Genomic DNA, 24,045 nt, shown 5'->3' with positions numbered 1-24,045 from the left:
TTTCTTTTTTCCTGTTTACTGTTCAAATTCATTTATTACATCTTTAATATCAAATATATATTCACCTTCGGGAGAGGCGGTTTTTTTCATTTTGCTGACTAAGGAGAACAGTTCTTCCTTTGAGCGGTAATTTTTCAGATAATAGGTTTTTATCTGGTTTTTGTTTTTTATCATCCAATTCATGCAGATTTTAAGTTTTTCCAGGTCTTCATCATCCGGTACGCTGTATGTCTGAATGACCCCGGCAAAATAATCATCGAGTGCGTTAAAAAACTCCCTGCTGTCACTCAGCAGATAGTCCTTGATATATACTTTCCCCTCGAGGAAAAGTATAAAATCCTGCGCGGTCTGCCCGTCAACCAGCACCAGCACATTTGCCGCGTTCACCGGTTCTGAAAGCAGTGATGATTTATGAATCTGAGCCAGCATCAGTTCAATTACGGCTTTCAGTTCACCAGCCTGCTCAAACAGAAGAGCGTCTGAAAGGCGCTTCATTTTGCTGATCAGAAGTGACAGACGGTCATTGTTTTTACCCTCAAGAAAATCATAAACAGCCCGGATCTCTTCAGAGTAGAGATCCTGATTCTTATTTTCACAGGGGGCGGTGCACCGTTCTATTTCCGCAAGATAACACCTTCTTCCTTTTTTTAGCTCACTTTCTTTGCACTCTCTCAGCTGAAAAGCTTTATCAATAATTTCGAGAACCTGCTGTGCCTTCTTACGGGAGACGAACAGCCCGAAATAATCATTACCGTCAAAGTCAAAGGAACTTGCTATTTCCGGCCGGGGGAAGGGGATATCCCTTCTCATGCGAAGATAATACTTATTGCCGTATTCTCTAAGCATTACGTTATGTTTCGGCTTAAGTGCTTTTATCATTTCCGCTTCTGTCAGAAATGCTGTGAGCTCGGTATTGCACGGCTCTATTTTAAGTTTTTTAGCTGTTCTTAAGAGTTTTTTACTTTTCGAAGGAGCGGTACCGGAGAAATAGGATTTCAGCCTGTCACGCAGAGATTTTGCCTTACCGATATAGACCGGCTTATTTGTGCGGTCAAGAAAGTAATAAACTCCGGGAGCATCGGGAACACTGCTGATAGTTTCCACAAGATTCTGGTTTACCTGCAGGCGGGCCGGGGTCGGTTTTGCGCTTGTCTCAAACGCGATCAGATCATTCAGCCGGAAATCCGGGTTTTCTGAAATTTTCGCTTTAAGCATCCGGTCAAGCACCCGGGCAGTGGTCTCCGCATCGTAAATCGCCCTATGCGCGCCGGCTGATCGGACTTTCAGGTGCGCTGCCACATTGCTCAGACTTTTGCTTTTGAGGAATGGGTACATGCGTCTGGCAAGTTTAAGGGTGCAGACCTTAATGGGCCTGAAGCCGGGATTGCCGGCCCTTTGGAACTCCGCCCGGATAAAACCCATATCAAACTGAAGATTATGTCCTGCCAGAACGGTTCCATCAAAATAGTCCTGAAGTTTTGGCAGTATCTCTTCAAAGTAGGGAGCATCTTCGACCATATCATCAGAGATGCCGGTATAGTTGGTTATAAAGGTGGAAATTGAACGCCCGGGATTGACAAATGACTGAAATGAATCAATAATCTCCCCGTTCCGGTAACGTACTATACCTATTTCAATAATTCTTTCATAAGTTGGGCGTAAACCGGTGGTCTCAACGTCCACAACCGAGAAAGTCACGTCTTTTATATGCAAATTGAACATGGGGCGGAAAATATGAAAAAATGGATAATCCTCATTCTTTTTAGTTACCCCTAAAATAAATATATTAATTTTTAACATTTTTTAAGATATGAACACATTAGGAATCCTGTTTATAGGGGATATCATCGGAAAACCGGGTCTCGATATGCTGAGAACCTGGATGCCCCCTCTGCTCAATAAATACAAACCCGATCTGGTAATTGTTAACGGTGAAAACGCCGCGGACGGCAAAGGGTGCACGGATAAAGAAGGAGAAGTAATTTTCGGACTTGGGGCACATGTTATTACCGGCGGAAATCATACATGGGACCGGCCTCAGTCACAGGATTACCTTAAATCAAAAGCAAATGTACTCCGCCCGCAGAATTATCCCCGCGGCACACACGGCACGGGACACTGTATAGTTGAAACTAAAAGCGGCAAAAAAGTTGCCGTTATGAATCTGCAGGGAAGAACTTTTATGGCAGCTATCGACTGTCCGTTCAGAGCAGCTGAATGGGTTATCTCAAAAGTGAAGCAGGAAACCAATATCATCTTTGTTGATTTCCATGCAGAGGCAACAGCGGAAAAAACAGCACTCGCTCATTTTCTTGACGGCAAGGTTTCCGTAGTGGTAGGAACACATACCCATGTGCAGACCGGGGACGAGAGAATCCTGCCAAACGGGACAGCGTTTATAACTGATGTGGGCATGACCGGCCCTTATGAATCGGTAATCGGAATGAAAACGGTCGCGGCGGTGAACAGGTTTCTTTATCAGACACCGCAGAAATATGAAACAGCGCAGAATGATGTGCATCTTTGCGGTATATACAGCAAAGTGGATACCGATACCGGAAAGTCGGTTTTCATTGAGAGAATTCTTCTGCCGGAGTTTGAAAAATCACGGCTCTGAGAGTGAATACATAAGACTATACCAGAATGATAATATTAGACGGAAAAGAAACAGCAAAACAGATTCGTAAAGAACTTGCCGGAAAAATCGCTGCGGAAAAACAGCAGAGCGGAAAAGTACCCGGTATTGCAGTGATCCTTGTGGGGAGTGATGCGGCGAGCGAAATTTACGTTAACAGCAAAGCAAAAGCATGCCTTGAGATCGGGATGAAATCCGTGGTTGAGAAAAGGGATGCATCCCTTTCACAGTCTGAATTGCTTGCTCTTATAGAAAAATATAATCATGATGAAACCATACACGGCATTCTGGTTCAGCTCCCATTGCCCAAGGGGCTGAATGAGCAGGATGTTATCAGCGCCATTTCGCCGGATAAGGATGTGGACGGATTTCATCCCGTAAATACAGGCAAACTGGTAAATGGTGAGGATACACTGGTTCCCTGCACACCGGCGGGAATTCATGAACTGCTGCTCAGATATAAGATACCAACCTCCGGCAAGCATGCGGTAGTGGTTGGCAGAAGCAATATCGTAGGCAAGCCGATTGCTAACATCCTGATGCAGAAAAAAGAAGGAGCCAACTGTGCTGTTACGGTTGTTCACTCTGCCGTTAAAAATATAGCGGATTATACCCGCAGTGCCGATATCCTTATTGCGGCAATCGGGAAGGCGGATTTTATAACAGGAGATATGGTAAAAGAAGGCGCATGCGTTATTGATGTCGGTATAAACAGAGTTGAGGATGCATCGCTGCCGAAAGGATATAAAGTTACCGGTGATGTAAAGTATGATGAGGTTTCAGCTAAGGCCTCGTATATCACCCCCGTCCCCGGCGGAGTTGGTCCTATGACGATAGCAATGTTACTAAGCAATACCTGGAAAGCATTTTCGAAAGAGATAGTATCATGAATGAATCAGATATATCAAGAGTAATAAATCAGGTTTTTCTTGAAAAGACGCTGCGTGATTTTTATTGCGCGGACGGCTCCTGCAAAGGGTGGGAAGTTGACGTCCTAACGCGTGAAAAAACTGTCCGTCAGATTGTTGATGCCGGTGCGGAGCGTATTGCCGCTGGCATTGGTGTTGGTGAAACGCTGCCTGACCGGGGGATAGCCGGATATATTGACCATACGCTTCTGAAACCCGATGCAACTCCTGAAGAAGTAATTAAACTCTGCGAAGAGGCAAAAAAGTTTTCATTCGCTTCGGTATGCGTTAATCCCGGTTTTGTATCTCTCTGCTCTGATATGCTCAGAGGAACCCGAGTAAAGGTTTGCACGGTCATCGGTTTCCCGTTAGGGGCAACAACCACAGAAGTAAAGCGTTTTGAAGCTGAGCAGGCGATTAAAAACGGCGCAACGGAAATTGATATGGTCATTAATGTCGGCCGGCTGAAACAGGGGGAGTATTCCTATGTGTTTAATGATGTGCAGCAGGTTGTGCTTGCTGCAAAACCAAAACGGGTGCTTACAAAAGTAATTCTTGAGACTTCACTCCTTACTGATGAAGAAAAAGTAAAGGCTTGTGTAATATGCAAAGATGCGGGTGCTGACTTTGTAAAAACTTCAACGGGATTTTCCAAAGGCGGGGCAACCGTGGGTGATATCGCTCTGATGAGAAGAGTGGTTGGTTCGGCAGTCGGTGTTAAAGCATCAGGCGGTATAAGAACCAGAGAAGATGCAGATGCGATGATCGCAAGCGGCGCAGACCGGATTGGTGCAAGTGCAAGCGTGAAAATTGTCTCCGGTGCCGGAGAAGAATCCAAAGGTTACTGATTACGTGGTTCTTCCTTTAATAATCACCAATGAAGGGGATGGTTTTAATGCTGAGATACCAACACTGCCGGGGTGTGAGTCATGGGCTCATACAGAAGAAGAAGTTATTGAGAAGATAACCGAACTGGCGCGCTATTATATGAAACTGCCCCCATCAAAAAAAATAAAAACTGACCTGAAAGAACGTGAAGGAAATACGCTTCACTACCGTCTGATTTTTTAGAACCGCGGAGTTCCCATTACCGAAGAACGTCTGAAAAAACTTACCCGTGTTGCCAGAACCAGACAGCAGTCATTGCATCTGGTGCTGGAGAATATACATGACCCTCATAACGTAAGCGCTATACTCCGCTCCTGCGATGCGGCAGGGGTGCCCAAAGTCTCACTTATATATAATTATGAAAAATTCCCCCGTATCGGGAAGAAATCATCCGCTTCGGCGTTTAAGTGGGTTGACCGTGAGAAATTTGATACTGTTGAGGCATGTTACACCACACTGAGAAGCCAGGGTTTTACTATTCTTGCCTCTTCGCTGAATGATACTTCCAAAAACTTCTATGATTTTGATTTAACCCGAAAGACAGCCATCGTAATCGGAAACGAACACCGCGGTATTTCAGCCGAGGCAGAAAAACTGGCCGACTCAACCGTATATATTCCCATGTTCGGCATGATACAGAGCTTGAATGTTTCGGTCTCCGCGGCCATTATGCTGTATGAAGCAGCACGGCAGAGGATGGTGAAACAGATGTTTGAGCGGAGTGATTTAAGCGGTCAGGAACTTGAAGCATTGATACAGGAATGGTCTAAACGGTAAATATGAACAGAGCAGAATTTAAGAGACCCGGAGTAATAAGAGGTGAACTGACACTGCCGGGGGATAAATCCATTTCTCACCGTGCGGTGCTGTTTTCAGCGCTTGCTCAGGGGGAGTCAACAATCAGGAATCTCTCCCGTGCTGAGGATGTGCAGTCCTCCATCAGCTGCATCCGTGCTCTCGGTGCTGAGTGTAATTTTCATGATGGTATATACAGTATAAGCAGTCCGGGACTCAGCGGTTTCACAAAACCCGGGGGAGAGCTTTATGCAGGCAACTCCGGAACCACTGCCCGTCTGCTTGCGGGCATCTTAGCGGTACTCCCTTTTGAGAGTGTCATTACGGGGGATGAATCACTTTCGAGGAGACCAATGAAACGGGTTATGCAGCCCCTCTCGTTATTCGGAACGAGGTTTGAAGCTGCTGAGGGAGACCGGCTTCCGCTGAAGATAATTCCCGCTAAAAAACTAAGCTCTGTCCGTTATGAGCTTCCCGTTGCCAGTGCTCAGATAAAAAGCGCAGTGCTGCTTGCAGGTCTCGGGCTTGAGGAGAGAAGCCAGGTTATTGAGAAAATTCAGAGCAGAGACCATACCGAGCGGATGCTTCAGCTTCCGTTTTCTGAGGTAAATGGAGTAAGGTTTATCAGTTCATCATCTGAATTTCTCCCTGAACCCGAAACGTATTTTGTTCCGGGGGATATTTCATCGGCCGCTTTTTTTGTAGTTGCGGCGCTTCTGATTCCGGGCAGTGAACTCCTGATCAATAATGTGACTGTTAACCCAACCCGTACCGGATATATCCGCCATCTTCACGAGATGGGGGCGGATATCAGTTTTGAGGATATCAGGACTTCGGCCAGTGAACCTTATGGTAATATCAGGATTCGTGCGGGAGAGTTAAAGAACGTTCCCATCGCACCAGAGTTGATTCCCAATCTTATTGATGAGATTCCCATCCTTGCCGTGGCGGGATATTTTTCGAAAGGTGATTTTGAAGTACGCGGAGCGGAGGAACTGAGGGTGAAGGAATCGGACCGGATAGCGGCACTTCTTCATAATTTCAAAGCTGCCGGGGCTCGGATTGAAGAATTCCCTGATGGCTTCAGAATGAGCAGGGGCAGGGAGACAGCAAGTCCGGTATTTGAGAGTTTTCATGATCACCGAATTGCAATGGCGTTTGCAATTTATTCTTTACTGTTGGAAGAAGGGGGTAAAATTGATAATTTTGACTGCGTTAAAATATCAAATCCCGATTTCATTAATCAATTGTCTCTGATTACAGGTTAAATATGGCTGATGTGCGTCTCGTAAATGTATCCAAAATGTATGAAGGCGGAAATACCGCAGTTAAAGATGTTAATATTGAGATAAAGGATAAAGAGTTTGTAGTGCTGGTCGGCCCCTCCGGCTGCGGAAAGTCAACCACGCTCAGGATGATTGCCGGCCTGGAAGATATCTCCAGCGGTGAACTTATCATAGACGGTAAAGTGGTGAACACCGTTTCCCCCAAGGACAGAGACATCGCAATGGTTTTCCAGAACTACGCGCTCTACCCCCATATGTCCGTTTACGAAAACATGGCATTCGGACTTAAACTCAGAAAATTCAGCAAAGAGGAGATACACAGCAGAGTATCGGAAGCTGCAAAAATACTGGGACTTGAAGAGTATCTTGAACGGAAACCAAAAGCGCTCTCAGGAGGACAGAGACAGAGAGTGGCAGTGGGCCGGGCAATCGTAAGAAAACCAAAAGTGTTTCTTTTTGATGAACCCCTCAGCAACCTTGACGCAAAACTGAGAGTGCAGATGAGAACGGAAATCTCCAAACTGCATCAGCGCCTTGAAGCAACTATGGTCTATGTCACCCACGATCAGGTTGAAGCAATGACCATGGGGGATAAAATAGTTGTGATGAAGGATGGATTTGTTCAGCAGATAGATTCTCCGTTAAATCTGTATAATCATCCGGTTAATAAATTTGTAGCAGGTTTTATCGGGAGCCCGGCTATGAACTTTATTCCCGGAAGACTTCTTCATGAGGGAAGTCTTCAGTTTACCAGCAATGATAAAGCATTTCATTTCCCGCTGAACGGAGTATATTCGGAAAAACTGAAAGGTCATGCCGGAAAGAACGTTGTGATGGGTATCCGTCCGGAGGATTTCTTTGATATCTCTACCAAAAAAGAGGGGACAGAGTATTACGAACTGACACCTGAGCTTGAAGTTGTAGAACCGATGGGCAATGAAGTATTCCTTTATTTTACCCAGGAGGGTATACAGATAACCGCACGCATCCCCACAAGAGAGCGCCTGAGCCCCAGAACCAAACACCCCTTATATATGGACCTGAGCAAGCTGAATTTCTTTGATGCGGCTGATGAGAAATCACTGTTAGTGTAATTTCTCTGCGGTTTTACCCTAAGGACAGGTCGCGACCTGTCCCTACCGATTCTCATTAGCCCGCTGATTGTACGAATGCTTCGCAGAGCGGATTGGAGAGGATCGGAGTGATCTTTGCGCGATATTTTTAACCAGCTATAAGTTTTACCCCAGCGTAATTATCTGATGCCCAAACTCATCGTGTTTGAGTTCGTTAAAGAGCATCTTAACTGAATCCATGCCGTATTTATTCGCATAGTAGATAAAGCTGATTTCACGCTCCTGCAGACTCTTTTCAGGATATACGGTTGAAAGCACTTTATTGAGCTGCCTTACCGAAGTTTCATGTTTCCTTTTTTCCGCTTCTGATGCTTTGGAGCGGAGTTCACCTAAATATCCCAGCATTTTTTTTCGGGTTGTCTCGGAAGCATCTGCAATCGTTTTATCTACTGATGCAATTGCTGCCCGGAGCTGAGCCATTGCCTGGTCAATTGTTTCATTGGTCCGGTCAAAATGTCCCGAGAGATTTAATTCAGACACCTGCTTTAGTCCGGCTTCAATAAGTGCGTCCCCAAGAACAAAAACTTCCTGCGGAGTAAATCCGAATTTAGCCAGGGTATTGGTAATTCCTTTTTCGAATATCGTTGCTGATGCACGCGGATATATAACCGGCATCTGAAGGTTGAACTCTTCATAAAGCACAGAAACCTGAGCGAAATAACTTACCTCCCCGGGACCGCCAACATAAAATGCGGTTGGGAAAAGGAAGTCCTGGCAAACAGGTCTTAATAAAACATTGGGGCTGAACAGTTCCGGAGTGTTTTCGATGGCGCTAAGCAGTTCTTCCTTTGAGGCAGAGAATTTTTTTCTTCTGAGACGGAATCCGCCGTTATCATCCGGCTCTAGCGCGAAGCGTTCGTTATCCTGCTTCATAAAAAGATTGACGGGCCGGATTTTAACCTGTGCATGATACTCCTCATCCAGTTTTGCAGAAACACGGATGAGCTTTTCCATGTGGGTGCGGTAGTTTTCAATCTCGTTTTTGAATACCGGTTTGAGCAGCTCCTTTACCCGGGAATCTATCGGGTCAAAGATGATGAGCCCCTTCTCATCAAAGAGCTCAAACATGAGCGCCTTAAATGCCTCCTTAAAACTATTGCCGGGGAAATAGCAGGAACGTAGCAGTTCCATAAGCCGTTCCTTAAAATCGGTATTGCGCAGATTTTTATCCAGTTCATCAAAGAGCTGATAAATCTGATCATCAAACCTGATCTCTCCTACGGTCAGGCGCTTGTCCGGTCCGGCAAGTTCGGAAGGGTAGAGGAGCCGAACGGTCTGCCCGGCCTCATCAAAAACCTGAACAAAATCCACTTCATCAATATCATGATCATCTCCCTCAAGCCAGAAAAGGGGAACGAAGCTGTACTCAGGGAAGTCGGCAGAAAGCTGATCTGCCAGTTTAATGGCTGTTATGGTTTTATAGAGGGTATAAAGCGGTCCGCCGAACATGCCAAGCTGCTGTCCGGTGGTGATGAACAGGGTATTTTTTTTGTCCAGCAGGTTAAGATTATGAAACGTCTTAAGGGACGGGGTTAATTTTTTATATTGGGAAGTAATTATTTCTTTAAGGGCGGCGGCATGATTCCTCTTCGTGGAGGAAATATCCCGGAAAAGGGGAGGGAAACCTTCTGCGTTCCGGTAATCGGCCGCAAAATAATTGCTTATTTTTTGATAATTTTCAATGTAATCTGTGAAAAGTTTAGAAAAACCACCAATTTCAGAGAATTTTACAAACATTAACCGGCTCAAAAATTAAATAAAACTAACCTGTAAATGTAACCAATTCGAATGACAGACAGAGCAGAGCGATACCGTAATACGCGGCTGACAGGGGGAGATTTTTGATCTCCATTGTTCAGCAGATTGTAAAAAGCATACCCCGCCATAAAGGGAAATGGATAGTAGCCGTTAAACTGATAGCCACCGTCTGGCTGGTCAGTTTTCTTACGGGCAAAGTCGGAGGTGTAAATCTTTGGGAGGTTATCGTATCCGCTGATATGGTCTATATGGGGCTTGCCATTTTGCTCATGGTGCCCAATATTACCATGCAGTTCCAGAAGTGGAAGTTTCTGGCAAAACAGGTTGTGGGAACCCGGGAGGATGCCGAACTTGGCAAGGCCTTTTTTATGGGAATTCTCTTCGGCTCTTTCACTCCGGGGAGACTGGGTGAATATCTCGGAAGAAAGCTTGCCCTTAAAGATGAAGGGCTTCTTGAGGTAACGATAGTTACGTTTCTGGATAAAATTTTTAATCTCTTTTTTATTGCCGGTGTAGGGGCACTCTCACTGACACTTTTTCTCTATGTAACTATTGAGGTTCCCGCAATAGCAGCGACCGCACTCTTTGTTACTATCGCAATACTCTTTTTTCTTTTCATGCATCTGCTGATAAGCGAGATCTGGTGGAACAATTCCGTTGTAAAATATATATCAAAGTTCCGGTTCCTTAAAAATTACCGTGAGCGGTTTCTGATACTGAAGGATCTGGATAAAAGTCTGATCAGCCGCCTGATGCTTTATTCAGGGGGAATTTATATCATTATTTTGCTTCAGTATGCACTCCTGGTGATGTCTTTCAGCGGTCAGAATGATATTCTGAATTATGTATGGGGAGCTGCTCTTTTCTTTTATACAAAATCTTTTATTCCGGCTTTTACCTGGGGAGAACTGGGCGTCAGGGAAGCGGTGTCAATTTTTTATCTTACCTCATTCGGCCTTTCCGAAGCGGTTGGTTTTAATGCCTCCCTCTTCTTATTCTTAATTAATATATTTTTACCCTCACTCCCTGGTGTCTGGTTTCTGCTGAGAAATAAATAAATGGATTACCTTCCTCTTTCTGCGGGTATTCTGCTTTTTTATTACGCTGCGTTTCTTTTCAGAGTATGCAGAGGGATAGTCCGGTTAAAAAGAATCAGCAGTGAAAAAGCGAACGACTCTGTACCGTATGTGTCAGTCATCATACCGTTCAGGAATGAAGAGAAAAATATCCCGCGGCTGATAGCTTCACTTGAGGGGCAGAAATATCCAAAGGATTCATTTGAAATACTATTGATCAACGATCACTCAGATGACAGCAGCGTTAAGATAATTCAGGCATATACGGGGGAAATTTCTGTTACACTCCTGCATTTGCCCGATGGCGTTACGGGAAAAAAAAGCGCTATTACTTATGGCGTTTCACATGCTCGTGGGGAAATTATAGCAGGGACGGATGCGGATTGTGTTCATTCGCCGGAATGGCTGAGCACACTTTCGGCGGCATTTGACAGTACAACCGGAATGGTTACCGGTCCGGTGACAATTGCAGAGGGGAAGGGGATATTTGAACGGATGCAGCGCTTGGAACACGCGGGACTTTCACTCTCGGGAGCCGGACTAATCGGTACAAATCATCCGGTCATCTGCAGCGGTGCAAACATAGCTTATCGCAAATCTTTATTTGAGAAGATAAACGGATTTGATGCCGCCAAAACTCTTACATCTGGCGATGATGAACAGCTTATGCATAAGATATTCTATCAGGAGAAGAAAAAGGTTGTATTTCTCTTTGACAAGCGCTGTCTGGTGACAACAATTCCTGAAAAGAGAACAGCGGAGTTCTTACAGCAGAGAAGAAGATGGGCCAGCAAAAGTCTGAATTACCGTATCCAGACAATACTGATGCTTTCGCCTCTTTTCCTTTTTTTTATTGCATATATAGCGCTGTTTGCGGCTGCTGTGCATGATCCGGCACAATACACACTGTTTTTTCTTGCGGTATTTTTGCTCAAAACCGCGGCTGACTTTATGGTACTGAGGCAGGGGGTTGGAATATATATGGAAAAACTCTCCCCGGGTGTTCTGCTTCCGGCTGAATTACTGCACCCATTGTATATCATTTATTCTGTGCTTGCGGGAGTATTTTCGGGATTTACCTGGAAAAAAAGAGATCACAGGAAATAAAAGTAATGCCTGTCAGTCCTTTTATCTCTCCGCCCAGTTTCATCCGGAGCTTTTTTTCTGAAACGATCTGGGAAACCAATGATGGTTCCGTGCTTTTTACTTTTGATGACGGGCCTTATCCTGAGAGTACAGAAATAATTCTGCAATGGCTCGATGAAAAAAAGATTAAAGCACAGTTTTTCATTAATGCAACGGGAGACCGGGGAGCATTGCGTGAAATTGCGCAGAGCGGCCATCTGCTTTCAAATCATCTGGGAACACACAGAAGGGCACTTTTCATGAGCAGAAAAGAGATTGAAAAATCACTGATCGAAACAAACGACCTGATTTCGAATATATCCGGCATTGAATGCAGATATTTCCGGCCTCCATACGGCATACCGTTTTTTGGAATGGCTCACATGATGAGGAAACTTCTGATGAAGACGGTTATGTGGTCATTGCTGAGCTGGGACTTCCGCCATGAGGTAAAGTCCGTAACGCGGATTATTGATCGGTATATTAAAACGGGTAACATCATGGTGTTTCATAATAACCCGAATACCAGTCCGAAGATTAAAGAGATTCTGGATTTTACTTATTCAAAAATCATATCGAAAAACCTGAGGATCGGAGATCCGGCCGCATGCCTGAAGCAGTAGTACTATCCGTCTTTTCGTTTTATGCTTTACTCGTTATTGCTGCCGTTGCAGGACTGATGAGGAGGCATGAATCGGGGAGTACGGATCCTATCTTTGTTTCTGTAATCGTCCCTGCCAGAAATGAAGAAGGTAATATAGGTGCCTGCATTGAATCTCTTCTCAGTCAGAAATATCCGGTTTATCTTTTTGAGATAATCATCGTCAATGACGGCTCAGAGGACAGGACAAAACAGATAGTGAGTGAATATCAAAAAATAGATTCGAGAATTATTGTAACTGATAGCCGGAATGATATCGCGCTGCCCCCGGGTAAGTCCTGCGCGCTCGAATCGGGTATCCGTCTGGCTAAAGGGGATATTATCCTGAATACCGATGCTGACTGCATTGTGCCGGAAGATTGGATTTCCTCCCTTGTTTCATACTACCATAACCGTGTTTCAATGGTTAACGGGGTAACCTTGCCGGAAGGAAGGGGATGGTTGAGCGGGGTGCAGACACTTGATTTTGCATTTCTTCATGGGGTGGCGGCGGGATTTTCAGGGATAAGGGTGCCGTTAGCAGGAATGGGCAACAACATGTCCTATAAAAAAGATTCATATCTGAAGACCGGGGGATTTGAAAAACTGGGGTTTTCGGTGACTGAAGATTTTCAGCTGACCAGGGCTTTTTTACAGCAAGGGGAAAAAGTGGTGCACATTGCTTCAGAAGGAACCTCGGTCAGAACACTGCCGGTCAATGATTTTGGGGGACTGTTCAGCCAAAAGAAACGCTGGGCTGCGGGAGGACTGAAAAGCCCGCCGGTCTTTTACCTTCTGTTTTTCGCTGCATGGCTCGCTTCTGCCGGACTTTTTATCGCTCCTTTTATGCTGCAGGGGTATTGTCTTCTGCTCCCCCTGCTGAAGTTTCTGGCCGACTTTTTACTTCTCCATAATCTTTTGCATAAGGTAAAAATGCGGGGGGTATTGAGATATTTTCTTCCCTTTGAGTTATATTTGTCAGTTTATGTTATCATTTTTCCGTTAATTCTCCCGTTTTCAAAGGGAATTACATGGAAAGGAAGATACTTCCGTTAACTTTTCAAAATTCAATTAATGATAAAAATACTCGCTGGTTTTGTTCTTTTATTCGCAGGATTTTTTAATTGGACTTTATCTCAGAACACAACAACCTATTTCCCGCAGGGAGTTACTTTTAAACCGCTTTACAGCAATCTTCTTGAAGCAAGAGCCGGCAGTTCTTTTATGCTGGGTGAAAACCGCCTGCGTCTTGATATCGGTACCACTGCAGATTTTTTGAGGATTGATTATCCCGGCGGAGAAAAATTTTCCTTCGGAGGGGATTTCTTTACCTGGACCCGCCTGAGAAAAAATGATGACTTTAAATTCCCCGTCATGGCCGTGGATTATCTTTTTGGTCTTAATGCATCGTATAATTTTAAGCTCTCGGGATACGACGCAGGGATAAGATTTCGCTTCAGCCATATCAGCGCTCATCTGGTTGACGGGCAGTTTGATGATAAAACGCTTGTGTGGAGAGATGGTCAGCTTCCTTTTGTCTACAGCAGGGAGTTTATTGAAATTTTTCCGGCGGTGTATTTTAATAAATCATTCAGGGTTTACGGCGGTGTAACATATATATTCCATACCATACCTGAAGAAGTGAAGCCGTTCATTCTGCAAACAGGTGCTGAAAAATATTTTGACGGGCTTTTATCTGAGTCAGTAACGCCGTTTGTCTATTATGGATTTGAGCTCGCGGGCAATGAATCCTACACGGGTCACAACAGTATTACTGCAGGAATTAAAATGGGGAATGCACACGGGGGCGGCATCTCGTTTTATTATAATTATCTCTCCGGCAAGAGTGTTCACGGAATGTTTTTTAATACCGCAGAATCATATTCTTCAGTCGGTTTTAACGTGGATTTATAGTCCCTCATGGAAGATTATCAGTCAGCTGAATATGACCGTACCGCTGAAGAGCGAAAAAAGCGGAGACAGGGAATTTTTTACTCGATTCTGCTTTTTATCATAACCTTTATAACAACCACCTTTGCGGGTGTTGACTGGGTGGGAAGGTCCTCCGCCGTCATTGAAATCTCTGAGCTGGCAAAAGGACTGCCTTATTCTATGGCAATACTTTTTGTCCTCGGGGTGCATGAGTTTGGTCATTACTTTGCGGCGATATATCACAGGGTAAAAACCAGTCTTCCTTATTTTATACCGTTTTTATCGTTTGAGGGAATCTTTCTCAGCTTTGGAACCATGGGAGCGGTCATACGGACGCGGTCTGTTATATATACCCGTAAAGCTCTCTTTGATATTGGTGTCTATGGCCCGGTTGCGGGTTTTATCGCCTGTCTCGGAGTGTATATTTATGGTTTTGCAACCCTGCCCGGTCCGGAGTATCTGCTGGGAATTCATCCGGATTATTTCTCGCCGGAGTACGGCAAAAACGCACTTTCTCTGGTGTTCGGTGATAATCTGATAACCATGGTGCTCCGTTCATTTTTTAACAGACCCGGGGTGTTCATCCCCCCGATGTCTGAGATATACCATTATCCGTTTCTTTGCGTGGGGTGGTTCGGCATGTTTGTAACCTCCATGAATCTGATTCCGGTCGGGCAGCTTGACGGCGGTCATATCGTTTATGGCATGTTCGGTCTGAGAAATCATAAAAAGATTGCCTCGGTTGCAATGATTGCCCTTATCATCATGGGTATTCTTGGAGTTGTCAGGCAGTTTTTGCTGCCGGGACTCGCTTTTGGATGGGCAGGATGGCTGGTCTGGGCAGGTATCCTGTATTTTGTCATAAAAGTGAATCACCCCCCTGTACCTGATGATGCTCCTATTGACAGCAGGAGAATGGCTTTGGGGTATTTCTCGGTTCTGATATTCATTTTGACCTTTACACCAAGTCCGATTTTAATTATATAGCAGAATGAAAAGAGTACTCTCATTACTGATCCTGACCGCTGCCTTTTTTACGGGCTGTGACAAGGATTTTTCAGGGACCTTTGATCCCACAGAAGTTTCCCCCTCCGTTACCTCACTTTCCGCGATTGGCACTTTCAGAAGAACACCTGAAGATAGCGTAATTACTATCAAACTGCAGCTTACCCGTTTCAGCAGTGTTACTTCAGTAAGGGCAGAAATATATAATCCGCTTAACAACCGGGTTCAGCCATTTCCTCTCAGTTTACATGATGACGGCAGTTTTCTTTATGGTGATCAGACTGCTCTCGATGGCATCTTCACCAATAGAATCACGCTGGGACAAAGTCAGGTGAACGGCCTGTACCGCATTGAATATTATCTTACGTTGAGTTCGGGTGAGTCAAGAAAAGCCGGTTCGGAAAGTTTTATATACGATAACGGCGCGGCTAATATCGCGCCTGTCATTAACAGGATTATTGCGCCTGATACGATAACCGTAACCGGAGTTTTTCCTTTTATCCTTGCAGCCGAGGTTGCTGATTCAAACGGAAGCGATGATATAGAGAGAGTATATTTTCAGACATACCGTCCGGACGGATCAACAAACGGTTTCCTCTATGAGATGAATGACAGAGGGATTGAAGGGGATGCCACAGCCGGAGACGGTATCTGGTCGCGCGGTATTAAGGTGGACAGCACGAATCAGAAGGGTACCTATCGTTTTGAATTTAAGGCGAGAGACCGTGGAAAACTTAACAGCACACCGGTAAATTATTTTATTACAATCAGATGAACCGATCAGCTTTATTATTTTTAATATTATGCAGTACCGTAATGCCACAGAGCGGTCCGGGAAATTTTTATCTTCAGACTGATGAAGCTTTCGCGAAGATCTCTCTTGATGAAAAACCTCTCTCGAACGGCATTAATGATCTTTTAGTGGTAGGTGATACTGTTTGGCTTGCCACCACAAGGGGATTGAGCCGCACAACTGATAAAGGCGCGAGCTGGAAAAATTATTACGGAACTCCGGAATTTGGTACTGAAAGTATTACTGCTCTTGCTTATGATAAAAACACCGGCACTATATGGGCTTCAACTGCTCATACACGTGAGATAACCGGGCAGCGTCTGCCGGAAGGTAGCGGTATCCGGGTAAGTTCGGATAACGGCAGTACCTGGATAACCATTCCTCAGCCTCTTGATGCTGAAAATGATACGGTTGAAGTTTACGGAGTTAGTTCCTTAAGGGCGCTTCCAGTGACAGTGGCAGTACAGAACATTATATACGATATAGCCATCACAAAGAATACCGTCTGGATTGCCGCTTTTGCGGGTGGTATCAGAAAATGCAGAATAGACAGTCTGCTGGTGAATACAAGTAAGAAATGGGACAGAGTAGTACTCCCGCCGGACAGACTTGACGCAGTGCATCCTGATTCGTTATACAACTTTTGTATTACACCGGTTGCTGGGAGATTCTGCAGTGATAACAATCTTAACTACAGAGGATTTTCAATCATTGCAGTAAATGATTCTATTGTATATGCCGGAACTGCGGGTGGTATCAATAAAACCACCGATGCTTTGATAGCTGATACGAGTAAAAATCTGCGCTGGGAAAAATTCAGCCATCAGAATCAGACTAATCCCATCAGCGGAAATTTTATCGTTGCAATGAATTATGCTCCCTCAACAAATACTCTTTGGGCTGCAACCTGGAAGGCGGAAGGGAGCAGTGAGTTTTATGCAGTAAGTTCATCCTCTGATGGCGGGCTGAACTGGAGCACCAGTCTGCGTGATGAAAAAGCACATAACTTCACAAATTTCTCATCAAGGGTTATCGCTGCAGCTGATAACGGACCATTCCGTTCATTTGATGGCGGAAGGTCTTGGCTTCTTCCGGTAAACATCTCTGATTCCGAAACTAAAATCAAACTGCAGACAACAGCGTTTTATTCCGCCGGATACAATGCAGCAGGCAATGAACTCTGGCTTGGTTCGGATGATGGTCTGGTGTTAAACACGGGTATAGGTGATCTCTGGCCGGATAACTGGAAAGTATTTTTTGCGTCACAGAAGCTGGAGTCCCGTTCAGCCACATATGCATTCCCGAATCCTTTTTCACCAAAGGTTGAAACCTGCAAGATTAAATACTCAACCGGCGGCGTGAGAGCTTCTGTCACGATTAGAATATATAACTCCGGTATGCAGTATATTAGAACGGTTATTCAGAATGCTGAAAGAGGGGATGTGATTCACACAATAGATAAAAATGACCCTGCGGGGGTAATTGATTACTGGGACGGCAAAGATGATCAGGGGAATACGGCCGCTAACGGTGTGTATTTTTATACGGTCGAGATTAATGGCGGAGAACCGCAGTTCGGAAAGATCATGGTGCTGCAATGATAAAAATTTTCTTAAGCATGATTCTTTTTGCTGTATCCGTTTTTGCTCAGCCAAAATTTGAAAGAACTAATTCAGCGCCGGGAGAGTTTGCGCGTTATGGATTTGGACCTCGCGGTATTGCTATGGGGAATTCAGTATCCGCTCTTAAAACTGGCAACATTACATCCTACTATAACCCGGCTTTGGTTGTTTTTCAGAAGGATAATTTTACTTCGGTTTCCAGTGCTGTGCTTTCGTATGACCGGATGCTTAATACACTCGGCTTTACCAGAAGATTTGAGTTTTTTGCAAAAGATGATACCCTGGAAAACAGAAAACCCCGGTCAACTGCTGGTATTTCCGCAGGAATAATTAACTTTGGAATCTCTAATATTGACGGCAGGGACAATCAGGGACTTAAAACAAAGGATCTTTCTATATCCGAGAATCAGTTTTTTCTTGCGTTTGCCAACAAGTTTTCTGAAAAATTTTCCGCAGGAATCGGAGTAAAATTTTATTACTTTGATCTCTACGAAAAAGCTTCTGCAAGCTCATTGGGATTTGATATCGGTATTGTATATACCTATTCAGATAATCTGAGTTTTTCAGCGGTGATACAGGATATCAACTCAGCTTATAAATGGGACACATCAGAATTATACGGCAATTCGGGCACCACTACCACAGACCGCTTTCCGGTTGCAAAGAAGTTCGGCTTCGCTTATACGTTTACGGATTTACCGCTCCATCTTTCCGCAGAATATGAATTTAACAATATGGAAAGAAAACTCCTCAGAATAGGAGGGGAGTATGCACTAATACCTGAATTCCTGCTAAGAGCCGGATTTGATAAATGGCATCTTAAGAATTCTGATGAAGCGGTTGTTCCGTCATTCGGATTCAGTTATCAGTTTGCTCTGGCGGGGCTTGCATCAGGAATTGACTATGCCGCAGCACCTGAACAGTTTTCTTCAGGATTGCGTCATTATTTTGGAATTTCATTAAATTTTTAACCAATGAAAAAAATTATTTTTCTCCTGCTTTTCTCGATGAGTGTTTACGGACAAGATGCCGGTAAAACAGGTTTTGCAACTCTGAAACTGCCGGTCGGAGCCAGAAATGCCTCACTGGGTAATACCGGGGTTTCATCTGCTTCGGATGTTACGGCATTATTCTATAATCCTGCTTCATTGAATGAGTCCTCTGCACCTGAGGTGTTCATATTCCACAATCAATGGATTCAAGGGGTATCATCGGAGTATTTTGCAGCGAAGAGTTCATTCTGGGGTTTAACAGCCGCTGCCGGATTGAGCATAAGTTCAGTAGATGATATTGAAATAAGAAACAAACCCGGTGATCCGGAGGGGACGTTTAATGCTCACGCAATGACTGTTAGTATTGGTGCTGCTTTTTCACCGGCTGAAAACTGGCAGTCAGGTGTCACCATTAAATATTTATATGAGGATTATCTTGCTGATCAGGCCGATGGTTTTGCCTTTGATGTAGGAGCAGTTTATACATTCTCAGGTTTTCGCGTTTCTGCGGCACTCAGTAATATCGGAAGTATGAATAATCTCAAAAATAACCCGACCAAACTGCCGGCAGCATTCAGAGCAGGAATTAATAAATCTTTTGCTTCCATCTTTCCGCAGTTTGATGTTTCCGCGAGTGCTGAAGTTCAGCAGCAGCTTACATCAGGTATTTTTGGTTTGAATGCAGGCGCTGAGATTGTTTATGACAATATGGTGGCCATGCGGTTTGGCACCCTGCCGCTTAATGATTCAAATTATTTAACGGCAGGTTTAGGATTCAACATCAGCGGCATACGAATTGATTACGGATTTACCCCTTTTGCTGAAGATCTCGGAGCCGGACATTTAATCTCACTAAATTATCGTTTCTGATGGTATTCGATTATAAAAAGCTGAGTGACACAGAACTCTCCTCCGCTGAATGGGATGAGTTTGTTGAAAAATCTGACAATGGTACAATTTTTCATACAAGGAAATTTCTTTCTTATCATCCTGAAGGCAGATTTGAGGACACTTCACTACTGTTCTTCAAAGATGGCAAACCTCTCTCTTTACTTCCCGCAGTCGCGATAAACAGAAACGGAAAAAGAGTACTTTCTTCCCACTCTGGAGCATCGTACGGAGGATTCGTATATAAAAGTTCCTTTAATCTCAAGGAAGCATTTACTGTTGTTGAACAAACTCTTGAGTTCGCAAAGAACAACGGGTTTGATGCAATTCAGCTCACCCTCCCGCCAATAATTTATGCGTCCAGTTACTCTAACTATCTTGATTTTGCATTGTTCCGAAACGGATTCAGTTATCTCAAAAGAGAAGTCTCCAGTGTGGTGGAACTAAGCGGCGGCAGGGAGTCAATTCTTGCCTCCTACCGGCCCGAGGCGCGTACTGCATTAAAGAAAGCACAGAGTCTTGGTGTTGAAATCGCCGAAACTGAACGGTTTGATGAATACTACGAAATTCTGAAAAAGAATCTGCGGATGCGTCATAATGTTAATCCTACTCACACGCTCGAAGAATTAAAGCGCCTGAAGCAAATGTATCCTGCTAAAATCCGCTTGTGGGGAGCATTTAAGGATGAAACATTACTTGCGGGGGTTTGCAATTTTTCCGCGAATAATAATGTTGTTCTTGCTTTTTATATAAGCCATGATGAAGAATATCAGATGTACCGCCCGGTTAATCTGCTGTTTTATGAAATCATGAATCGTTCACGGGATGAAGGATTTAAATTCCTGGACTTTGGCATCTTTACCGTAAATATGGAGCCGAATTGGGGATTGGGGAGATTTAAGGAAAACTTTGGCGCACGGGGAATCTTCAGAGATACTTTTTATATAGAGCTCTGATGCTTCGCATCCTGCATATTGCTCCGCAGAATTATGCCGGTGTACCTTACAGCTTTTATGAAATGCATAATGCGTGCGGTGATTATTCCAGGATTATTACACTTCATAAAAATCCGCTTCAGTTTCCAGAGGATATCTGCCTTGAACTGCCTTTGCCCGTTTTTTCTGCTGCCAGATTGTGGCGTAGAAAAAAGGCAGAACAAACTGCGAAAACTGTAATAAACTATCCGCATTACTTTACTCCCTCCAATGCTGCTGAGAAACTCTATTTCTTTCTGAATGATACAATAAGAAGGCCTGTGATCAACAGAGTTATCAGAGACTATGAACTTGATTCATTTGACATTATTCACTTTGATGCCGGGCTGGATTTCTACCGCTATCCGAGGCAGGCTCTTAAGTGGAAACAGGCCGGGAAAAAAATCGTATGCTGCTATTACGGCAGTGATCTCCGGCTGCGCGGGGTAATCCGTGAACTTGATGAAATCTCCGATCTGAATATCACATCCGAATATGATCATCTGGCAATGAAGAATGATCTGCACTATTTATTTTATCCCTATTCAACGGCGGAACTTCCGGAACCTGTTACAAGAGAGAGAAAAAAATTAAAAATTATCCATTCTCCGACTAACAGGAAATATAAGGGGACTGATCTGATTCTTGAAGTTATCGAAAAAGTTAAAAAACAGCGGGATATTGAGTTTATCCTCTGTGAAGGAGTTCCCAGGGGAGAATTACTGGAAATCAAAGCTGATTGTGATATATCCATTGACCAGGTAGGGGGCAAGATGGGAGGAACAGGTTACGGAAAGGCCGGACTTGAGACACTTGGTATGGGCATTCCGACGCTGACTAATATAACCAAAGAATATGAAGATTGGCTTCCTGAAAATCCGTTTGTTGTTGCAAATAACGAACGTGAATTGTTTGAACAGCTTATGCGGCTGATTGATGATAAAGAGTTCCGGCTTGCAAAAGGTGAGAAGGGGAAAACGTGGGTTGAAAAATACCATTCCTTTGAATCTGTTAATTCTGCGCTGAAGAGCCTGTACAGAGAAAAAGGAATAATCTGAGTGTCACAAAAATCGTCACTTGGATTTTCAACGTTTCTTTATACTCTGACAGGATTTACTGTAAAAGGAATCAGCTTTTTACTCCTTCCTTTTTATTCTTACTTCTTTTCTGCGGAAGAATTCGGCATTGCATCCCTGATGATGGGTGTTTCCGTAACTGCTGCTGTGTTCTTCCAGTTAGGGATGCAGACCATCTTTCCGAAGTTTTATCTCGAATATAAAGACATACATGGCTCAGGGAAGGTTCTGTCACTTTTCTTTTTCAGATATATCATCTGGGCGGGGATTCTCTTCTTCCTGTTATTCACATTTTCAGAAAGCATTGCCCGTCTTGTTCATGGGAACGGGAATTATACTGTCTATTATCAGATGCTTTTCCTGGCTGCCGCTGTTGAAACAGTGAGCATGACTATAATTCAGTACTTCAGAACAGAGCAGCAGGCGCGAACAGTTGCTTTGCTGCAGTTTGCATCCACTCTGGTTCATGTTGCAGTACTTGTTACCATGCTTCTTACCGGTTTTAACAACATTTTCTCTTTTGCTTCCGCTCATCTTGTTTCGCCGCTGATAATTCTGCCAATGGGAATTTTCCTTATCAGAGGTCAGCTTACCATGAACTCAGGTCATATTCCCCTGAAACCGGTTCTGGTTTTTGGAATGCCGGTAGTTGCAGGAGCTTTATTTTCGACACTGCTTGATGTCTCTGACCGCTTTATTCTGCTTTACTATCTGAGCGAGGAGGAAGTAGGGATATACTCTTTCATGTACCGTATTGCGCTAGGACTTAACGTATTTGTGATTGCATTCAGAACGGCATGGACTCCGGCCGGAATAGAACTTATGCGAAACGGAGAATACAGCGAAAAGTCACCCCGGGTTTTCAGAAATCTTATTAATATACTGGTATTGCTGTCACTTGCTTTTCTTCTTTTAAGTAAAGCAGGATTTACTCATATACCTGGTCTGGGCCAGTTTTTTGCGGGAAACTATGGCAGCGGTATTGGACTGATTCCCATTCTGCTCACTGCATATATTTTCAGCGGATTGGTTTCTTATTTTTCTATTTATCCTTATACTCTCGCAAAAGGGAATTACTTTCTGAAGATGGATCTGACCGGGATTGTGATTAATGCCGGATTAAATTTTCTGCTCATTCCGCTTATCGGTATTTATGGAGCAGCCGTGGCAACTTTGATGGCATTTATGTCAGTATTTCTGTATATCAGCAGAGTATCATTACGCAGTGTTTCTGAGTCAATCAGACTATCAGATGTAACGGTCCCGCTTTTGATACTTTCAGTTGGTTACAGCAGTTTTTATTTAATTGAGAATATATTTGTTCTTTCAGGAGTTCTGATTTCCGGAATCGGCCTGCTGATCTATTACGGCGGAATCAGGCTGCAATTGCTTTGGCCGCAGGGGTTATTGAATGAATTCCTTAACAAATCTGACAAGCTTTCCTGATTCCTTTTCCCAGTTATATAAATTCTTTACTGCATCCCTCGTGTTCTGAGATTTTGTAATCAGCTCTTTTTTGTCAAAGGCAATACTCCGCAGTAGTTCTGCTGTGGCTCCGGCATCTTCAGCATTCACAGTATAACCGAATGCTGACAGAGGAAAGTCCTCACGGAAAACCCTCAAATCATTATAAAGCACAGGCACACCAAATGCCAGAGATTCGAATAACTTTATCGGAAGGGAGTTGTCATAAATAAAGTTTTTATCCCTCAGGTCAATATAAAGATCAATATCCTTGTAAAGTTTTTCCATTTCCCTGTAAGGCTGCCAGGGTACAAATGAGACTGTTGTCTTTCTCAGGCAGCTTAATTCATACCGGAAAAAATTCTCATAGGCGACATTCTGAAATTTTACCGCCAGCCGCAATGAGAGTTCAATACCAAAATCGCTTTTTTCAATAAACTTAAGAACCCTGAGAAGGTTGTTAGCACCCCGTTCAGGAGAGATATATCCCGCGAAAAGGAGATTCAGGTAACCAGGCCCTGTTGCTGAGTGCAGATACCTGAAGTATCGGGATACCGGATAGTAAGTTATAATCTCAGATTTTTTGCCGAAAATTCTGTAACGCTCTGATTTCCTTTTCTCCCCGAAGATAAAGCCATCTGATATGAACGAGGCAGCAGCATTCAAAACTGTGTAAACTCCGTAGAGTAGTTGTCTGATTACCGGCGGTTTACGGTAGGTCACATTTTCGGGGTACCATTCGGTCACATCAGAGATAACCCTGGCATAGGGAAGAGTTAGTTTTGCAATAAATGCCATTATGGGCTGACTTGCTATCACCAGTTGAGGATTGTACTTCCTCAGCCTATCCTTAACTCCGGTTATTTTGGATAATATCCCTTTTCCCGCATAAAAGCAGTCAAATTGAACTCCTTCACGGGATTCGATTAAATCAACGGTTGTCAGTATGATAATGACTCTGAATCCATTATCTTTCAGGGACAAAGAAAATTTTTCAAAAATACGTTCATCTTCCGGCTGATGTCCGGAAGAAATAAGACAAATAGTTTTCATAT

Annotated in this window: 23 protein-coding genes; 20 read left to right on the top strand and 3 right to left on the bottom strand. The window is 43.9% G+C overall.

Going from position 1 to position 24,045, the window contains the following annotated elements:
* Window positions 1–15: 15 nt before the first annotated feature.
* Window positions 16–1,713 carry a GIY-YIG nuclease family protein gene (locus HRU80_11825; GenBank protein QOJ29524.1) on the bottom strand — a complete coding sequence of 566 codons (1,698 nt, stop codon included), beginning with the start codon at window positions 1,711–1,713 and terminating at the stop codon, window positions 16–18.
* A gap of 97 nt (window positions 1,714–1,810) precedes the next feature.
* On the opposite strand from HRU80_11825, the gene HRU80_11820 reads away from it, so the two are divergent.
* Genes HRU80_11820 through ugpC form a run of 7 tightly spaced genes read left to right on the top strand, consistent with a single transcriptional unit; the run spans window position 1,811 to window position 7,606 of the window.
* On the top strand, window positions 1,811–2,617 hold the full coding sequence (locus tag HRU80_11820; protein ID QOJ29523.1) for a TIGR00282 family metallophosphoesterase: 807 nt from the start codon (window positions 1,811–1,813) through the stop codon (window positions 2,615–2,617).
* A 26-nt stretch (window positions 2,618–2,643) separates the two neighbouring features.
* Window positions 2,644–3,525 carry a bifunctional methylenetetrahydrofolate dehydrogenase/methenyltetrahydrofolate cyclohydrolase FolD gene (folD, locus tag HRU80_11815; GenBank protein QOJ29522.1) on the top strand — a complete coding sequence of 294 codons (882 nt, stop codon included), beginning with the start codon at window positions 2,644–2,646 and terminating at the stop codon, window positions 3,523–3,525.
* Complete coding sequence (gene deoC / locus HRU80_11810) at window positions 3,522–4,391, top strand: deoxyribose-phosphate aldolase (GenBank protein ID QOJ29521.1); 870 nt, start codon at window positions 3,522–3,524, stop codon at window positions 4,389–4,391. Before folD ends, deoC begins: the two co-directional genes overlap by 4 nt.
* Before the next feature lie 4 nt (window positions 4,392–4,395).
* Complete coding sequence (locus HRU80_11805) at window positions 4,396–4,614, top strand: hypothetical protein (protein ID QOJ29520.1); 219 nt, start codon at window positions 4,396–4,398, stop codon at window positions 4,612–4,614.
* A 15-nt stretch (window positions 4,615–4,629) separates the two neighbouring features.
* Complete coding sequence (locus HRU80_11800) at window positions 4,630–5,208, top strand: RNA methyltransferase (GenBank protein ID QOJ30540.1); 579 nt, start codon at window positions 4,630–4,632, stop codon at window positions 5,206–5,208.
* 2 nt (window positions 5,209–5,210) lie between these two features.
* Window positions 5,211–6,494 carry a 3-phosphoshikimate 1-carboxyvinyltransferase gene (aroA, locus tag HRU80_11795; protein ID QOJ29519.1) on the top strand — a complete coding sequence of 428 codons (1,284 nt, stop codon included), beginning with the start codon at window positions 5,211–5,213 and terminating at the stop codon, window positions 6,492–6,494.
* A gap of 2 nt (window positions 6,495–6,496) precedes the next feature.
* Window positions 6,497–7,606, top strand: a complete 1,110-nt coding sequence (gene ugpC / locus HRU80_11790; protein QOJ29518.1) for a sn-glycerol-3-phosphate ABC transporter ATP-binding protein UgpC — start codon at window positions 6,497–6,499, stop codon at window positions 7,604–7,606.
* A gap of 144 nt (window positions 7,607–7,750) precedes the next feature.
* Here ugpC and bshC read toward each other — a convergent pair whose 3' ends face one another.
* A complete protein-coding gene (gene bshC, locus HRU80_11785; protein ID QOJ29517.1) occupies window positions 7,751–9,382 on the bottom strand; it encodes a bacillithiol biosynthesis cysteine-adding enzyme BshC in 1,632 nt (543 codons plus the stop codon).
* 104 nt (window positions 9,383–9,486) lie between these two features.
* On the opposite strand from bshC, the gene HRU80_11780 reads away from it, so the two are divergent.
* From HRU80_11780 to HRU80_11720, 13 genes are read left to right on the top strand one after another with little or no spacing between them, the layout of a single operon-like run.
* On the top strand, window positions 9,487–10,461 hold the full coding sequence (locus tag HRU80_11780; protein QOJ29516.1) for a flippase-like domain-containing protein: 975 nt from the start codon (window positions 9,487–9,489) through the stop codon (window positions 10,459–10,461).
* Window positions 10,462–11,586, top strand: a complete 1,125-nt coding sequence (locus HRU80_11775) for a glycosyltransferase (protein QOJ29515.1) — start codon at window positions 10,462–10,464, stop codon at window positions 11,584–11,586.
* A 5-nt stretch (window positions 11,587–11,591) separates the two neighbouring features.
* On the top strand, window positions 11,592–12,227 hold the full coding sequence (locus HRU80_11770; protein ID QOJ29514.1) for a polysaccharide deacetylase family protein: 636 nt from the start codon (window positions 11,592–11,594) through the stop codon (window positions 12,225–12,227).
* Window positions 12,212–13,300: a glycosyltransferase gene (locus HRU80_11765; protein ID QOJ29513.1), complete on the top strand. Its 1,089-nt coding sequence runs from the start codon at window positions 12,212–12,214 to the stop codon at window positions 13,298–13,300. Before HRU80_11770 ends, HRU80_11765 begins: the two co-directional genes overlap by 16 nt.
* An 18-nt stretch (window positions 13,301–13,318) precedes the next feature.
* Window positions 13,319–14,158, top strand: coding sequence for a DUF1207 domain-containing protein (locus tag HRU80_11760; GenBank protein QOJ29512.1), 840 nt, complete (start codon window positions 13,319–13,321; stop codon window positions 14,156–14,158).
* A 6-nt stretch (window positions 14,159–14,164) separates the two neighbouring features.
* The gene (locus HRU80_11755; protein ID QOJ29511.1) at window positions 14,165–15,163 is read left to right on the top strand and encodes a site-2 protease family protein; all 999 of its coding nucleotides are present in this window, start codon (window positions 14,165–14,167) and stop codon (window positions 15,161–15,163) included.
* Window positions 15,164–15,167: 4 nt separating this feature from the next.
* On the top strand, window positions 15,168–15,956 hold the full coding sequence (locus HRU80_11750) for a hypothetical protein (GenBank protein QOJ29510.1): 789 nt from the start codon (window positions 15,168–15,170) through the stop codon (window positions 15,954–15,956).
* A 41-nt stretch (window positions 15,957–15,997) separates the two neighbouring features.
* Complete coding sequence (locus HRU80_11745) at window positions 15,998–17,575, top strand: hypothetical protein (protein ID QOJ29509.1); 1,578 nt, start codon at window positions 15,998–16,000, stop codon at window positions 17,573–17,575.
* Entirely contained in the window at window positions 17,572–18,567 is a 996-nt protein-coding gene (locus HRU80_11740) for a hypothetical protein (protein ID QOJ29508.1), read from the top strand. Before HRU80_11745 ends, HRU80_11740 begins: the two co-directional genes overlap by 4 nt.
* Before the next feature lie 3 nt (window positions 18,568–18,570).
* Window positions 18,571–19,458 (top strand): PorV/PorQ family protein, encoded by an 888-nt coding sequence (locus HRU80_11735; GenBank protein ID QOJ29507.1) that lies wholly within the window; start codon window positions 18,571–18,573, stop codon window positions 19,456–19,458.
* Entirely contained in the window at window positions 19,458–20,432 is a 975-nt protein-coding gene (locus HRU80_11730; GenBank protein ID QOJ29506.1) for a GNAT family N-acetyltransferase, read from the top strand. The genes HRU80_11735 and HRU80_11730 overlap by 1 nt, the downstream gene beginning before the upstream one ends.
* On the top strand, window positions 20,432–21,508 hold the full coding sequence (locus HRU80_11725) for a glycosyltransferase family 1 protein (protein QOJ29505.1): 1,077 nt from the start codon (window positions 20,432–20,434) through the stop codon (window positions 21,506–21,508). Before HRU80_11730 ends, HRU80_11725 begins: the two co-directional genes overlap by 1 nt.
* Window positions 21,509–22,972 (top strand): oligosaccharide flippase family protein, encoded by a 1,464-nt coding sequence (locus HRU80_11720; protein QOJ29504.1) that lies wholly within the window; start codon window positions 21,509–21,511, stop codon window positions 22,970–22,972. It abuts the gene before it with no gap.
* Here HRU80_11720 and HRU80_11715 read toward each other — a convergent pair.
* Window positions 22,931–24,043 (bottom strand): glycosyltransferase, encoded by a 1,113-nt coding sequence (locus HRU80_11715; protein ID QOJ29503.1) that lies wholly within the window; start codon window positions 24,041–24,043, stop codon window positions 22,931–22,933. The genes HRU80_11720 and HRU80_11715 overlap by 42 nt on opposite strands.
* Window positions 24,044–24,045 lie beyond the last annotated feature (2 nt).

This window comes from Ignavibacteriales bacterium (assembly GCA_015709675.1).
In the GTDB taxonomy this organism is placed as follows: domain Bacteria; phylum Bacteroidota; class Ignavibacteria; order Ignavibacteriales; family Ignavibacteriaceae; genus H2-BAC3.
The sequence above is the reverse complement of the archived record's forward strand: the minus strand, read 5'-3'. Positions and strand labels throughout refer to the sequence as shown.

Coding starts and splice junctions, on each gene's coding strand:
- HRU80_11820 (QOJ29523.1), top strand. CDS start 1,811: ATGAACACATTAGGAATCCTGTTTATAGGGGATATCATCGGAAAACCG.
- folD (QOJ29522.1), top strand. CDS start 2,644: ATGATAATATTAGACGGAAAAGAAACAGCAAAACAGATTCGTAAAGAA.
- deoC (QOJ29521.1), top strand. CDS start 3,522: ATGAATGAATCAGATATATCAAGAGTAATAAATCAGGTTTTTCTTGAA.
- aroA (QOJ29519.1), top strand. CDS start 5,211: ATGAACAGAGCAGAATTTAAGAGACCCGGAGTAATAAGAGGTGAACTG.
- ugpC (QOJ29518.1), top strand. CDS start 6,497: ATGGCTGATGTGCGTCTCGTAAATGTATCCAAAATGTATGAAGGCGGA.
- bshC (QOJ29517.1), bottom strand. CDS start 9,382: ATGTTTGTAAAATTCTCTGAAATTGGTGGTTTTTCTAAACTTTTCACA.
- HRU80_11775 (QOJ29515.1), top strand. CDS start 10,462: ATGGATTACCTTCCTCTTTCTGCGGGTATTCTGCTTTTTTATTACGCT.
- HRU80_11770 (QOJ29514.1), top strand. CDS start 11,592: ATGCCTGTCAGTCCTTTTATCTCTCCGCCCAGTTTCATCCGGAGCTTT.
- HRU80_11765 (QOJ29513.1), top strand. CDS start 12,212: ATGCCTGAAGCAGTAGTACTATCCGTCTTTTCGTTTTATGCTTTACTC.
- HRU80_11760 (QOJ29512.1), top strand. CDS start 13,319: ATGATAAAAATACTCGCTGGTTTTGTTCTTTTATTCGCAGGATTTTTT.
- HRU80_11755 (QOJ29511.1), top strand. CDS start 14,165: ATGGAAGATTATCAGTCAGCTGAATATGACCGTACCGCTGAAGAGCGA.
- HRU80_11750 (QOJ29510.1), top strand. CDS start 15,168: ATGAAAAGAGTACTCTCATTACTGATCCTGACCGCTGCCTTTTTTACG.
- HRU80_11745 (QOJ29509.1), top strand. CDS start 15,998: ATGCCACAGAGCGGTCCGGGAAATTTTTATCTTCAGACTGATGAAGCT.
- HRU80_11740 (QOJ29508.1), top strand. CDS start 17,572: ATGATAAAAATTTTCTTAAGCATGATTCTTTTTGCTGTATCCGTTTTT.
- HRU80_11735 (QOJ29507.1), top strand. CDS start 18,571: ATGAAAAAAATTATTTTTCTCCTGCTTTTCTCGATGAGTGTTTACGGA.
- HRU80_11730 (QOJ29506.1), top strand. CDS start 19,458: ATGGTATTCGATTATAAAAAGCTGAGTGACACAGAACTCTCCTCCGCT.
- HRU80_11725 (QOJ29505.1), top strand. CDS start 20,432: ATGCTTCGCATCCTGCATATTGCTCCGCAGAATTATGCCGGTGTACCT.
- HRU80_11715 (QOJ29503.1), bottom strand. CDS start 24,043: ATGAAAACTATTTGTCTTATTTCTTCCGGACATCAGCCGGAAGATGAA.